Raw genomic sequence first — 14,648 nt, 5'->3', positions numbered from 1 at the left:
TCAAAAGCTGGAATTGAGACCGAGGGTGTAACCAAGAGGTCGTAGCGCTGCATGAACTGTCGCATGTGCGAGCCCAGCACACCGCGGCGCTGGTTCAATTGCTGCACTTGTAAGGCGGTCAGTTGGGCGCCCAGTTCGGCCTCAGCCCGGAAATCCGGGTCAGCCACGGCCTGCTGGGCAACGCTCAAGCCTTGCCACACGGTGTGTGCGCCCAAAAACCACAGGCCAGTGGTGATCTCCAGCGGGTCTTCAAAATCCGGATCAACCTGCTCCACATGCGCACCCAAGGCCTGCAGTTGCAAAACAGCCGCGTTCACCGCAGCAGCGATTTCGGGGTGCACATTCTTGGCATAACCCAAGGTGGGCGAATAGGCGATGCGCAGGCCCCGGATGCCATCTTCAAGGCCCACGGTGTAGTCACTCGCGTCCGGCGGCAGCGATGTCCAATCGCGGGCATCGGGCTGTTTGAGCACGTTGGTCATCAGGGCGGCATCGCGCACGCTCATGGTGTGGGGCCCCAAATGCGCCACCGAGCCAAAAGGCGACAAGGGGTAAGCAGGCACCCGGCCAAAACTGGGTTTCAGGCCCACGTTGCCGCAAAAAGCTGCTGGAATGCGTACGCTGCCTGCACCATCGGTGCCCACACTCAAGGGCCCCAGACCTGCGGCCACCGCAGCAGCCGTTCCGCCCGAGGAGCCGCCGGGTGTGTGGGCCAGGTTCCAGGGATTGCGCGTGATGCCAGTGGCAGGCGAATTGGTCTCGCCTTTGCAACCAAATTCGGGGGTGGTGGTTTTGCCCAGCAGCACCGCACCCGCTTCGCGCAAGCGGGCAGTGGCCGGTGCGTCCACATCCCAAGTCTGGTTCGGGTCGATCGTGCGGCTGCCACGCAAAGTGGGCCAGCCTTGGGTCAAGATCAGGTCTTTGATGGAAGTTGGCACGCCGTCCAAAGCGCCCACGGGCGCACCTTGCTGGCGGTGCGCCTGCCAACGGGCTTCACTGGCACGGGCACTGGCCAAGGCGGCTTTTTCATCCACCAGGCAAAAGGCATTGATTTGCGGGTTGACACGTCCAATGCGCTGAATCACGGCCTGCGTTACCTCTACCGGCGAAGCCTGCCCGCTGCGGTACAACGCCAGCAGTTCATGGGCTGGGGCTTGGGTCAGGTCTTGCGAAGCTGCTGCTGCAGATGCTTGGGGTGCTGTGCGCATGGTCGTGCCTCTGAGGTGGTGATTCAAAAACCCTTTGCCTGCGGTCGGGTCAGGTCAGGGTCATGGCCGGGTGCGGGTATGGGGGCTGAGCTTTTTCCAAGGCAAGTCCGCCGGGTCGGCCGCCATGGGGCCAGCCGCTTTGGCCACCAACACACGGCTGGCAATGGGTGTGAAGTCGGCGCGAAAATGGTTAGAGCTTTTGACCACCAAGAGCTTCATCTGCTCAGGCTGGATGCCCACGGCGCGAAAGAGTTCTCGGTCCAGCATTTGCATCTTGCCGCTGGCCACGGCGATCAGCACACCGTCGATTTCAAGGCAGGCGCAGGGGCCGATGTGGGCTTTCATGCCGGTCATCATCGGGCCTTTGAGTTCGCAGTCATCTGCCCCCAAAGCGCGCACCGTAAAGCGCCCCTGCAAAGGCGAATCACTGTCCTCGCCGGTAAAGGTGGGCACAGCTTTGCCCAAAGCCAACTGCAAACTGGCCCCCACACCGGCCTCATGGGCCATGCGGGCAGCTGCGGGGTCATAAAGCAAGCCCACAGCCACTTGGCCTGGCCAGCGCTGGCCAGCGCCTTGCTGCAACAAGGCATGCAGCATGCCGGTGGTGTTGCTGTCGCCGCCAGCGCCCGGATTGTCTTGCGTGTCGGCCATCACCACGGGGGCTGAAGACACTTCGGCTGTGGCCAGCGCCTGCGCCACGGCTTCACGGGCGGGCAACACATCGGGGCGCCATTGGCTGGGCTCGGCCACGCGTTCAAACAAGCGCTGGACAGCAGATTCGGCGCCTGGGCCACAGCCCCAGACCACCGGTCCACACTCGTCAAAATCAGAGGCCGGAAAACCCATGCAAAAACTCAACATGCAGCCAGTTTGTGTCTCGAGCGCCATCATCTCGTCATAAAGCCCTTGGGCAGGGGCCATCCAGGTGCTTTGTGCGTTGAGTGGAATCAAAAACGGCAGGCGACGTGCCTGCACAGAGCGCTTGGTGCCTGCACGCAAATGTTCGCGCAGCAAGATGGCGGCCCGCTCGCCGGTGTCGGCCATGTCGATGTGTGGGTAAGTGCGGTATGCCACCAGACCATCGGACACGCGCAGCATGCGCTGGGTCACGTTGGCGTGCAGATCCAAGCTGGCCACGATGGGCACGCGGGGGCCCACCACCGCTCGAATGCGAGCGATCAATTCACCCTCGCTGTCATCGGCGTTTTCGGCCACGGCGGCACCATGCAAGTCCAAGTACACGCCGTCCAAGCCCTGCACCATGGCGGCGCGCACGTCTTCCAAGATGGCGCTGCAAATGCGCTCAAAAGCGTCGCGCGTGACATAAGACGATGGCGTGGCCCCGGCCCAAGCCGAAGGTACCAATTGCCAACCCTCGCGGCGCGCCGAGTCAATGAAGCCTCCCGCAGGAATGTTCACGCCGGTCATCTGGTCCAGCATGGCCTGCCCCCGCACATAAGCAGGAAAAGCCTCACCGGTTTGGAAAGCAGCCCAATCGGCCAAGCTGGGGGCAAAGGTGTTGGTCTCGTGCTGGTAACCAGCCATCAGGATACGGGTCATGGATCAAAGCACTCAGGCAGGGGACAAGTTTCAAAGTGCCTCAAGAGGCGGCAATGCAGCGGGTGCAGCAAAAAACAAACGGCGTGTGTAGTCTTGTTGGGGGTTGGCATACAACTCGGCCGTCGGACCTTCCTCGACAATGCGGCCTTGGTGCATCACGATGACGCGATCACACAACTGGGCGGCCACACGCAGGTCATGCGTGATGAACAACAAACCCAAGCCCAAACGGCCCTGGATTTCTCGCAACAAATTCAGAATCTGCGCCTGCACGCTCACATCCAAAGCGCTGACGGCTTCGTCGGCCACCAACACCTGGGGCCTGCATGCCAGCGCACGCGCAATGGCCAAGCGCTGCCGTTGGCCACCACTGAACTGACTGGGGTAGCGCTGCAAAGCTTCAACCGGCAAACGCACCTGGGCCATCAGCTCGGCGGCCAAGGCTTCAGCCTGAGCGCGGGTTTGACCAAAGTTCATGGCGCCCTCCACCATGGACTGGCCCACGGTGCGGCGCGGGTTGAGCGAGCGGTTGGGGTCTTGAAACACCACTTGAACCCGGTTGCGCAAGGCCCGCAAGCGGGCCTCAGGCAAGTTCGCCACTTCGTGTTCACCCCACAAAATCTGGCCCTCGGTCGGATCAATCAAACGAATCAGGCAACGGGCCAACGTCGATTTGCCCGAACCCGACTCACCCACAATGCCCACGGTCTCGCCGGCACGCACCGCCACATGGGCGTTTTGCAAGGCAGCGGTCGCGCGGTTGCGGCCCATCCAGTCGCGGCTGGCATAGGTTTTACCCACAGCTTGTCCAGTCAGCAACGCGGGGCCACTGAAAGCAGGTTTGGCCGCTGGCGGGGTCATGCCGGGCACGGCCGACAACAGCTGGCGTGTGTAATCGGCTTTGGGGCGGCGCAAGACCTGTTCACACAGACCGCCCTCAACGGCTTCACCCTGGTTCATGACCAACACCTCGTCGGCGATCTCGGCCACCACGCCCATGTCATGGGTGATGAAGAGCACGGCACTGCCTTGCTCGGTTTGCAGATCGGCGATCAAACGCAAAATTTCTTTTTGTGTGGTGACATCCAACGCCGTGGTCGGCTCGTCACAAATGATGAGTGCGGGCTTGAGCACCACCGCCATGGCGATCACGATGCGTTGACGCTGCCCACCGCTGAGCTGGTGCGGGAAGCTGCGCAGCATGCGCTCGGGGTCGGGCAGGCGCACCCGCTCAAAAATGCGCAAAATTTCAGCGCGGCGCTGCGCCGCCGGCCAATCGGTGTGGGTCGAGAGCAACTCATCGACTTGGTCACCACAGGTCATCACCGGGTTGAGCGCGGTCATGGGCTCTTGGAACACCATGCCCATGCTACGGCCGCGCAAGGCCCTCAAACGCGCAGCCGATGCGCCCAGCAAAGACTCGCCTTGCAACACAATCTCGCCACCACTGGGTTGGAGTTCTTTGGCCAACAAGCCCATGACCGTGGTGGCCATGACCGACTTGCCCGAACCCGACTCACCCACCACGCACAAGGTCTTGCCGGGAAGGATGTTGAGCGACACCCGGTGCACCGCATGCGCACGGTCACCCCCTGGGGGCAAAGACACCGACAAATCTCGGACCGACAAAACTGGCACTGGGACAGTGTTCATCACGCCCCCCTTTTGGCAAACTTGGGGTCAAGCACATCGCGCAAACCATCGCCCAACAAATTCACCGCCAGCACCGTAGGCACCAAAAACAAAGCGGGGTACAGCACATTGCCCGGGTACTGGCTGAACTGCACACGGCCCTCGGCCATGATGTTGCCCCAGGTCGGAATGTCGGCCGGCAAGCCCAGCCCCAAGAAACTCAAAATCGCTTCAGTCAGGACAGCACTGGCTGCAATGAAGGTGCCTTGCACGATCAGGGGCGCCATGGCATTGGGCAAGATATGCCGCCACAAAATAACGGGCGTGGGCGTGGCCAAGGCACGCGCGGCCTCGACAAAGGGCTCTTCGCGCAAGGACAAGACCAAAGACCGAACCAAGCGGGTCACACGTGGAATTTCGGGCACCGCGATGGCCACCACCACGGTCCACAACTGCGCGCCCAAAGCGGCCACCAAAGCAATGGCCAACAAAATGGCGGGGATTGCCATCAGCCCGTCCATGAAGCGCATCAACACCGCATCAAGTGCCCGGAAATAACCGGCCAACATGCCCAAGGTGCCGCCCACCAACAAGGCGGCCACGGCGGTGAACAAGCCCACCAACAAAGACACCCGCGTGCCGTACAAAACCCGGCTGTAAATGTCGCGCCCGAAGTTGTCAGAACCCATCCAGAAAGTGTGGGCCACGCTGGTACCGTCCAGCAGCGCAAACGCCCCCACCGTGCCCGACAAGGTGTTGATGTGGCCCGAGTCCATGGCCGCCGGATCGACCGTGCCCATCCAAGGGGCCAAACCTGCGATCAGGATCAAAAGACCCAACACCGCCGCCCCAAAACGGATGGAGGTGTTGGCCAACAATTGGGAAGCCAAGGGTTTCATGGGCATCAGTACCGAATACGCGGGTCAAGCCACAGATAGCTCAAGTCAACCAGCAAATTGATCAGCACATACAGGGCACTGAAGAACAAGACCACCCCTTGAATCACGGGAAAGTCCCGGTTGAGCACCGCGTCCACGGTCAGCGACCCCAAACCCGGGATGGCATAGACCGTCTCGGTCACCACCACACCGCCAATCAGCAAGGCCACGCCGATGCCAATGACGGTGACGATGGGCACGGCTGCGTTGCTCAGGGCGTGGCGCATCAAAACAGCTTGCTCGGTCACCCCTTTGGCACGCGCCGTGCGGATGTAGTCTTCGGTCAAGGCCTCTGAGACACTGGCCCGCGTGACCCGCGCAATCAAGGCCACATAAATGGTGGCCAAACTGAGCCAAGGCAAGACCAATTGCCAAGCCCAAGCAGCTGCACCCTGAGAAGAAGGCCCCATCAGCCGCTTGTAGCCCTGCACCGGGAACCATTTGAGCTCAATGGCAAAGATGTAGATCAGCACATAACCGATGACAAACACCGGCACCGAGAAACCGGCCACCGCAAAGCCCGACAAGATGCGGTCCAGCCAACCGCCCATGCGCCAGGCCGCCAAGGTGCCCAAAGGCACCGCCACCAACACAGCCAAGAACATGGTGCCCGCCGCCAGCGACAGGGTCGGCTCGATGCGCTGGCCAATCAACTCCAAGACCGGCTTGCCCAAGTAAAAGGAATACCCCAAGTCACCCTGCAGCACGCCGCTGAACCAGATCCAAAATTGGGTCCAAAGGGGCTCACTCAAGCCCAGTTGCTCACGGATCCGGTCAATGTCCTCGTTGGTTGCGTTGTTGCCCGCGATCACCGCCGCCGGATCGCCCGGCGTGAGGCGCAAGATCAGGAAGACCACCACAGCCACCGTCAACAAGACAGGGATCAGCGACAGCAATCGCTGCATTAAAAAACGCAACATGAGGGCTTTCGTGACGCCGCAAAAAGTTCGAAGTCAGCACGCTGGCGTGCCGACTTGAATCAATTTTTCTTGATGTTCCAGTAAACCTGCGCACCTGCAGGTACCAAGCCAGAGATGTTTTTACGCAGCGCAGCCGGGTTGAAATACTGACCCAATGGGACGTGCGAAGCGGTCTCCATGGCGCGCAGCTGAATTTGCTCAGCAATCTGCTTTTTCTGCGCATCGTTGGTGGCCTGAGCAAACTTGACCTTCAAGTCCTCGATCTGCTTGTCATCCTGCCAACCAAACCACCCCCGGTCACCGGCAGCATTCATCATGGCCATGGTCAAGGGGTTCAAGATGTCGCCAGCCGTCCAAGCCGTCATGAAAGCGTTCCAGCCGCCTTGCGCTGGGGCATCCTTTTTGGCGCGGCGTGCCACCAGTGTGGCCCAGTCCATTTGCTGCATGTCCACCTTGAAGCCCGCAGCTTCCAGTTGCTGCTTGGCCACCAAAGGCAGTTTGGCAATCGAGGCCAGATCGGTCGGGCGCATCAAGAGCACAGGGGTGCCGTCATAACCGGCTTCTTTCAGCATTTGGGCGGCCTTTTTGGGGTCGGCCATGCCGGTGTAGATGCCCATCTTGTCGCTGGCCAAGGGCGTGCCACAGGGATAGATGCTCTTGCAAAAAGCAAACATGCCCGGTGCGCCCACCTGGGTTTTCAGGTGCGCTTCTTGACCCAAAGCAACCATGGCCGCTTGGCGGATCTTGACGTTGTTGAAAGGCGCATGCAGGTGGTTGAAGCGGAAAATGAACTGCAAACCGGCTGGCTGTGCATCCACGATCTGGATGTCTTTTTGCGCCTTCAAAGAGGAGTACTGCTCAAAGGTGGGTTGCTCGACGATGTCGACCTCACCCGCCACCAAGGCATTGAATTGGGTCTGGGGGTCACGGATGATGACCCACTCCACGCGGTCCACATGCACAGACTTGCCGCCCGTGGTGCCGTCTGGCGCCTCGGTGCGCGGCTTGTACTTGTCGTTTTTCACATACACCAAGCGCTCACCCGGCTTGTATTCTTCGGCCACAAAGCGGTATGGGCCAGAACCCACATGCTCTTTGATCTGCTCGGTGCCCGGTGTGGCTGCGATGCGGGCGGGCATGATGAACAGCACGTTGGATGAGGGCTTGCCCAAGGCTTCCAGCATCACGCCAAAAGGCTGCTTGAGTTTGATGACAAAGGTCTTGGCGTCGGGGGCGCTGTAGTTGTCCACGCTTTTGGCCAACACACCGCCAAAGCTGTCTCGGCTGGACCAACGCTTGATCGAGGCCACCACGTCTTCGCTGGTGACGGGCTTGCCGTCATGGAACTCCAAGCCATCGCGCAGTTTGAATGTCCAGGTCAGGTTGTCTTTGCTGACCGTCCACTTGTCCACCATCTGAGGCTTGACCTTGCCGGCCAAATCAGTGCCGAACAAGGTGTCGTAAATCATGTAGCCATGGTTGCGGGTGACAAATGCCGTGCTCCAAACCGGGTCGAGGATGGTCACGTTGGCGTGGGGCACCACCTTGAGGGTCTTGGTTTGCGCCTGAACAGCCCACGGGCTCAAGAGGGCGACAGACAAGGATGCCAAGGCAAAAAGAGAACGACGCTTCATAAATCTACTCCAGTCAATAGGGTGACATGATCAGGTGAACGGTATCACTAAAAATCCAAAGATGAACCCATCAGCCACAAACATTATCGACTTCAGCGCCAAGGACTTGTCACGCGCGATACACCAACGCCAGGTGTCGTGTCACGAACTCATGCAAGCCACCTTGACGCAGGTCGACCGGCTCAACCCCGAGAGCAACGCCATCGTCAGCCGAGTTGACCCCGAGGTGCTGTTGCGCCAAGCCCACGATCGCGATGCGCAACTGGCGCGGGGCGAATCCATGGGCTGGATGCACGGCATGCCCCAAGCCATCAAGGATTTGGCCAATGTGCAGGGCTTGCGCACCAGTTTGGGCAGCCCGCTGATGAAGGACTCTGTGGCCGCTGAAGATGGCCTGATGGCCCAGCGCATGAAGGCATCGGGTGCGATCGTGATCGGCAAAACCAACACCCCCGAGTTTGGTTTGGGTTCGCACACCTTCAATGAAGTGTTTGGAGCCACACGCAACGCCTGGAACCCGCACAAGTCCGCCGGCGGCAGCAGCGGTGGCGCGGCTGTGGCCTTGGCCCGGCGCATGTTGCCGGTGGCCGATGGTTCAGACTTCATGGGCAGCCTTCGCAACCCGGCGGGATGGAACCATGTGTTTGGCATGCGCCCCTCACAAGGGCGAGTGCCGATGCAACCCGTGCCAGACGCCTTCATTGCACAACTGGCCACCGAAGGCCCCATGGCCCGTCATGTGGCCGACCTGGCTCAGCTCTTGTCGGTGCAGGCCGGCCCCCACCCAGCCAGTCCGCTCAGCCTGGCCGATGACCCCGCCCTGTTTGCGGGCAACCTGGACAGTGACCCCAAAGGCCAACGCGTGGGTTGGTTGGGTGATCTGCAAGGCTACTTGCCCGTCGAAGACGGCATTTTGGAAGTTTGCCAATCTGCCCTGAAGAGTTTCACTGACATGGGCTGTGCGGTGGACGAAGCCCAGTTGGGCATGCCACCCGAGCAAATTTGGCAGACCTGGTTGGTGTGGCGCCAAGCCTTGGTGGGGCCGCGCATCGCGACTTTGTTGCTCAACCCGGCCAACCGTGCCCACATCAAAGCCGAGGCGCTATGGGAGCATGAACAATTCCTCACCCTCACGGGAGCGCAGCTCATGGCCGGCAGCGCCAGCCGCACACGCTTTCACCACAGCATGCTGGCATTGTTTGAAAAGTTCGATGTGTTGGCGATTCCGGTATCTCAGGTTTGGCCCTTTGACGTCACCCAGCGCTGGCCGCAAAGCGTTGCGGGCCGCACCATGGACACTTACCACCGCTGGATGGAGGTGGTGATTTACGCCACCTTGGCAGGCTTGCCGTCCATCAGCTTGCCGGCCGGTTTTGGCACCAACGGGCTGCCGATGGGATTGGCGCTGATTGGCAAGCCACAAGGCGATTGGGCGCTCCTTAAGTTGGCGCACGCTTACGAAAAAGCCAGCCAAGAACTGATCAACCGGCGCCCGCCAGGCGTTTGAGGCTGGACCCGAGGCCAGGCCTCAGTTTTGTTGCCAAGGCAGCCCGCGAACGCGCCAGCCGCCTTGGACACCCCGGTGCGCCTGGTCGTCCGGGTCGCCCTCAAAGCCCTCAAGGATGTTGTAGGCCTGCAAACCCAGCTCGGTGGCCCGCTGGGCAGCGGCGATCGAACGCACACCGCTTCGGCACAGCATCAAGAGTTTTTGCCCCTCTGCGCCCAAAGCCTGCACGCCCGCGTCAAAGTCAGGGTTCACCGCCATGCCGGGCCACTGCTTCCAGGCCACAGCATGGGCACCGGGCACAAAACCCACCCAAGCCCGTTCAGCGTCAGTCCGCACGTCCACCAATTTGGCCTCGCCCGATTGCACCCAGGCCCAAGCCTGTTCAGGCGAAATATCGCCGGCATAGCCAATGGCCGCTGGGATGGCCGGAAATGTGGGTGCAGGCGTGGCGGATGAGGTCATGGGGTGTTCAATCAAAAGGGTATGGGTCAGTCAAGGCACCGTTGGCAGAAGCCTCTGGCTCAAATCATAGCTTTCCGCTTGGCTGTCCAAGTGTCAGTGACAGGACAGGCCGCAACGGCTAAGATGCGGGTTTTGGTTGACGTTTACGTCAACGTCAAAGCCACAAGACCGCCCTGCTACCGGAGACCCCCATGACCGACCTGTCCGCCGAATTCAAAGCCTTGGCCGAATACCGACCCACCCACAAGGTGCGTTTTGTCACTGCCGCCAGTCTTTTTGACGGGCACGACGCTGCCATCAACATCATGCGCCGCATCCTTCAAAGCATGGGCGCCGAAGTGATCCACCTGGGCCACAACCGCTCGGTGGACGAGGTGGTGACCGCCGCGCTGCAAGAAGATGCGCAGGGCATCGCCATCAGCTCTTACCAAGGCGGGCACAACGAATATTTCAGCTACATGGTGGACCTGCTCAAAGCCCGAGGCGGCGAGCACATCAAGGTGTTTGGCGGCGGCGGCGGCGTGATCGTGCCGTCCGAGATCCGCGCCTTGGCCGACAAAGGCGTGCGCATTTTCAGCCCAGAAGATGGCCAAAAAATGGGCTTGGCCGGAATGATCGGCGAGATGGTCATGCGCTGCGACCAAGACATCAGCCCCCTGGCCCCCAAGACCGTGGATGCGATTCAAGGCCATGGCGAAATGCACTGGCGTGCGCTGGCGCAGTTGATCACAGCGCTTGAAAACGACAAAGCCGATGCCAGCGTTGTCAAAGCCGTGCGCGAACAAGCCGCACAAAAGAAGGTGCCCGTGCTGGGCATCACCGGCACCGGCGGTGCCGGCAAGTCGAGTCTGACCGACGAGTTGATTCGACGCTTGCGGCTGGACCAAGGCGACGCGCTGCGCGTGGCCGTGATCTCCATCGACCCTTCGCGTCGCAAGAGCGGTGGCGCGCTGCTGGGCGACCGCATCCGCATGAATGCGATTTCACCTTGGTCGCAGGGCCCGCGCGTGTTCATGCGCTCGCTGGCCACGCGTGACTTTGGCTCTGAGATCAGCAAATCGCTGCCCGATGTCATCGCTGCTTGCAAGGTGGCCAATTTTGACGTGATCGTGGTCGAAACCTCCGGCATTGGCCAAGGCGACGCCGCCATCGTGCCGCATGTGGACGTGCCCATGTACGTGATGACCCCCGAATTTGGCGCAGCCAGCCAGCTCGAAAAAATCGACATGCTCGACTTTGCCGAGTTTGTGGCCATCAACAAGTTCGACCGCAAAGGCTCATCCGATGCCCTGCGCGATGTGGCCAAACAAGTGCAGCGCAACAAAGAAGCCTGGACCGTGCCCACCGAGCAAATGCCCGTGTTTGGCACCATGGCCGCGCGCTTCAACGACGACGGTGTGACAGCGCTGTACCAAGCCCTCAAAGCCCGCTTGGCCGAGCTGGGCATGCAGACCACCGAAGGCCGTTTGCCTGTGGTCAAGGTGCGCTACAGCACCCACCAAAACCCGGTGGTGCCCTCCTCGCGCACCCGCTACTTGGCAGAGATCAGCGATACGGTGCGCGGCTACAAGAAACGTGCCCGCGACCAGGCCCGCCTGGCCCGCGAAATCCAGCAACTGCGCGCTGCCGCCCGCATGCTCGAAGTGGGCAAGTCCGGTCGCGCCAAAGCTGCAGAGGCCGCCATTGACCTGGCCGTGAGCCGCGAACAAACCCAAGACCCAACAGCCCGCAAACTGCTGGCCCAATGGCCCGACATGCAAAAAGCCTATGCCGGCGACGAATACGTGGTGAAGATCCGCGACAAAGAAATCCGCACGGCCCTCACCACCCAATCTTTGTCTGGCACCACCATCCGCAAAGTGGCGCTGCCCCAATACGAAGACGACGGCGAAGTGCTCAAGTGGCTGATGCTGGACAACGTGCCCGGCAGCTACCCCTACACCGCAGGCACCTTCGCATTCAAGCGCGAAGGAGAAGACCCCACCCGCATGTTCGCCGGCGAAGGCGACCCCTTCCGCACCAACCGCCGCTTCAAGCTGGTGTCAGAGGGCTTGCCCGCCAAGCGCTTGTCCACCGCGTTTGACTCGGTCACGCTGTACGGCAACGACCCTGACCTGCGCCCCGACATCTACGGCAAGATCGGCAACTCGGGCGTGAACGTGGCCACGCTCGACGACATGAAGGTGCTGTACTCGGGCTTTGACCTGTGCAACCCCACCACCTCGGTGTCGATGACCATCAACGGCCCCGCGCCGTCCATCTTGGCCATGTTCATGAACACGGCCATTGACCAAAACCTCGACAAGTTCAAACTTGAGAACGGCCGCGAACCCACCGAGACCGAAGCCGCCAAGATCCGCGAATGGGTGCTGGCCAACGTGCGCGGCACGGTGCAAGCCGACATCCTGAAAGAAGACCAAGGACAAAACACTTGCATCTTCTCGACCGAGTTTTCATTGAAAGTGATGGGCGACATCGCGCAGTACTTTGTGCACCATGACGTGCGCAACTTCTACTCGGTGTCCATCTCGGGTTACCACATCGCTGAAGCCGGAGCCAACCCCATCAGCCAGCTGGCGTTCACGCTGAGTAACGGTTTCACCTTTGTCGAGGCGTATCTGGCGCGCGGCATGCACATCGACGACTTCGCCCCCAACTTGTCGTTCTTCTTCAGCAACGGCATGGACCCGGAGTACACCGTGATGGGCCGCGTGGCGCGTCGCATCTGGGCGGTGGCCATGAAAGAAAAATACGGCGCGAACGAGCGCAGCCAAAAGCTCAAGTACCACATCCAGACCTCGGGCCGCAGCCTGCACGCGCAAGAGATCCAGTTCAACGACATCCGCACCACACTGCAAGCGCTGATCGCAATCTACGACAACTGCAACAGCCTGCACACCAACGCGTTTGACGAAGCCATCACCACGCCCACCGAAGACTCGGTGCGCCGCGCCATGGCGATCCAAATGATCATCAACCGCGAGTGGGGCTTGGCCAAAAACGAAAACCCCAGCCAAGGCGCCTTCATCATCGACGAGCTGACCGAGTTGCTGGAAGAAGCTGTGCTGGCCGAGTTTGAAAAAATCGCCGAGCGCGGTGGCGTGCTGGGCGCGATGGAAACCGGCTACCAACGCGGCAAGATCCAAGACGAGTCCATGCACTACGAGATGCTCAAGCACACCGGCGAGTTGCCCATCATCGGCGTCAACACCTTCCGCAACCCCAAGGGCGACGAAGTCATGGAAACGCTGGAACTGGCCCGCTCGACCGAAGAAGAAAAGCAGAGCCAACTCCAGCGCCTGAACGACTTCCACGCCCTGCACGCCAAAGAGTCGCCGGCCATGCTCAAACGTTTGCAGCAGGCCGTGATCGACAACGGCAACGTGTTCGAAGTACTGATGGACGCGGTGCGGGTGTGCTCTCTCGGCCAGATCACCAATGCGCTGTTTGAGGTGGGTGGTCAGTACCGACGCAACATGTGATTTGAAAGGCATCGCCCATGGTTAAACGTCACTCAATTTTGACGCTGGCTCTGCTGTTGGTGGGGGCTTGGGCGCACGCCGACACGGCGGCCTTCCTGCGCGAGCGTGAGCAAAAATTCAAGCCGCCCGCTGCAGCCAAGGACTTCCACACTTTTGCGCCGGTCAGGGTGGCCACGTTTTCCAACTGGGCCAAGTACTTCAACTCCTGCACCATTGAGCCGGGGCCACAAAGTCGCAACTTGGGACAAGGGCAGTTGCCTCGCCCGCTGAGTTATTCACGCTTCCCTGTAGGCGGAACCCGAACCCTGGATGACTTTGTAGAAACCTACCAAGTCACTTCCTTGATTGCCGCGCAAGGTGACACAATTCTGGAAGAGCGCTACCCGCGCATGCGTTTAGCTTCGGATAAATTCGCGTCCTTTTCCATGGCCAAGTCCATCACCGGTTTATTGGTTGGCATTGCGCTGGACGAAGGCAAGATCGCCTCGCTGGACGACCCGGCCAGCAAGTATGTGCCAGCCATTGCTGACTCGGCCTATGGCGCCATCAGCTTGCGGCACCTGCTGCGCATGAGCTCAGGCAGGATCTACAGCGAAAACTACTCAGGAGCGGATGACAACGCCCGTACCTTGTCCAGCCTAGAGTCACAGGGCGCCATCACGGCCATCAACATATTCACAGGAAAACCCTTTCACACGCCCGGCACCAAATTCAACTACGCAGGGATTGAATCCATCGTGCTCAACCAGGTGGTCTCTCACGCCACAGGACAATCCATCTGTCAGTACATGCAGGAAAAAATTTGGGGCCCCATTGGTGCTCAAGACAGCGGCACGTGGCAACTGGACGGTGCGGGTCAAGCCATGGGCCAAATGGGGTTTGCTGCCACAGCCCGCGACTGGGTGCGCCTGGGACTGATGATCGTCAACGATGGCAAGGTCGGTGATCGACAAGTCATCTCCAAATCGTATCTGGATGAGGCCACGCGCATGAGCGCTCAACCCGAACAGTTTCACAAAGGCAAGGGGGTCAATCGTCTTTACGGATATGGCTACCAATTCTGGCTGCACGGTGAAAACCAGCCGGTCATGTTGGGGGTATATGGTCAACACTTGTTTCTGGATCGCAGCCGCAAAGCCGTTTTGCTGATCACCAGCGCCTGGCCCAGCACAGTCATGCCCATGTACTCCATGAATTACAGCCGCTTGTTTGAAGCTTTCACCGAAAGTCTGGATACGCCGCCCACCAAGCCTTGACGCACTTGACCTAGCGCATCCCAGTCAGCAGGATGGCAAGCCTCATTGG

General features: G+C 60.4%; 10 protein-coding genes. 3 read left to right on the top strand and 7 right to left on the bottom strand.

What is annotated here, in order from left to right; translation table 11 throughout:
- The 6 genes from Q1M54_RS15075 to Q1M54_RS15050 form a co-directional block, all read right to left on the bottom strand.
- On the bottom strand, window positions 1-1,208 hold a 1,208-nt coding region (locus Q1M54_RS15075; RefSeq protein ID WP_300558870.1), incomplete at its 3' end, for an amidase.
- Between the two features lie 60 nt (window positions 1,209-1,268).
- On the bottom strand, window positions 1,269-2,768 hold the full coding sequence (locus Q1M54_RS15070; protein WP_300558868.1) for a M81 family metallopeptidase: 1,500 nt from the start codon (window positions 2,766-2,768) through the stop codon (window positions 1,269-1,271).
- A 30-nt stretch (window positions 2,769-2,798) separates the two neighbouring features.
- Entirely contained in the window at window positions 2,799-4,421 is a 1,623-nt protein-coding gene (locus Q1M54_RS15065; protein WP_300558866.1) for an ABC transporter ATP-binding protein, read from the bottom strand.
- Window positions 4,421-5,305 (bottom strand): ABC transporter permease, encoded by an 885-nt coding sequence (locus tag Q1M54_RS15060; protein ID WP_300558864.1) that lies wholly within the window; start codon window positions 5,303-5,305, stop codon window positions 4,421-4,423. The genes Q1M54_RS15065 and Q1M54_RS15060 overlap by 1 nt, the downstream gene beginning before the upstream one ends.
- On the bottom strand, window positions 5,305-6,258 hold the full coding sequence (locus Q1M54_RS15055) for an ABC transporter permease (protein ID WP_300558863.1): 954 nt from the start codon (window positions 6,256-6,258) through the stop codon (window positions 5,305-5,307). Before Q1M54_RS15055 ends, Q1M54_RS15060 begins: the two co-directional genes overlap by 1 nt.
- A gap of 59 nt (window positions 6,259-6,317) precedes the next feature.
- Window positions 6,318-7,892 carry an ABC transporter substrate-binding protein gene (locus tag Q1M54_RS15050; RefSeq protein ID WP_300558861.1) on the bottom strand — a complete coding sequence of 525 codons (1,575 nt, stop codon included), beginning with the start codon at window positions 7,890-7,892 and terminating at the stop codon, window positions 6,318-6,320.
- A gap of 61 nt (window positions 7,893-7,953) precedes the next feature.
- Here Q1M54_RS15050 and Q1M54_RS15045 point away from each other — a divergent pair, with 61 nt between their 5' ends.
- Complete coding sequence (locus Q1M54_RS15045) at window positions 7,954-9,399, top strand: amidase (RefSeq protein ID WP_300558859.1); 1,446 nt, start codon at window positions 7,954-7,956, stop codon at window positions 9,397-9,399.
- 21 nt (window positions 9,400-9,420) lie between these two features.
- On the opposite strand, the gene Q1M54_RS15040 is transcribed toward Q1M54_RS15045, so the two are convergent.
- On the bottom strand, window positions 9,421-9,861 hold the full coding sequence (locus Q1M54_RS15040; RefSeq protein WP_300558857.1) for a rhodanese-like domain-containing protein: 441 nt from the start codon (window positions 9,859-9,861) through the stop codon (window positions 9,421-9,423).
- 191 nt (window positions 9,862-10,052) lie between these two features.
- Between Q1M54_RS15040 and icmF the strand changes: the two genes are divergently transcribed.
- Together icmF and Q1M54_RS15030 are read left to right on the top strand one after the other, a co-directional pair.
- Window positions 10,053-13,343: a fused isobutyryl-CoA mutase/GTPase IcmF gene (icmF, locus tag Q1M54_RS15035; protein WP_300558855.1), complete on the top strand. Its 3,291-nt coding sequence runs from the start codon at window positions 10,053-10,055 to the stop codon at window positions 13,341-13,343.
- Window positions 13,344-13,360: 17 nt separating this feature from the next.
- A complete protein-coding gene (locus Q1M54_RS15030) occupies window positions 13,361-14,599 on the top strand; it encodes a serine hydrolase (RefSeq protein WP_300558853.1) in 1,239 nt (412 codons plus the stop codon).
- Window positions 14,600-14,648: the final 49 nt, after the last annotated feature.

The organism is Limnohabitans sp. Rim8 (genome assembly GCF_943326455.1).
In the GTDB taxonomy this organism is placed as follows: Bacteria; Pseudomonadota; Gammaproteobacteria; order Burkholderiales; family Burkholderiaceae_C; genus Limnohabitans_A.
The sequence above is the reverse complement of the archived record's forward strand: the minus strand, read 5'-3'. Positions and strand labels throughout refer to the sequence as shown.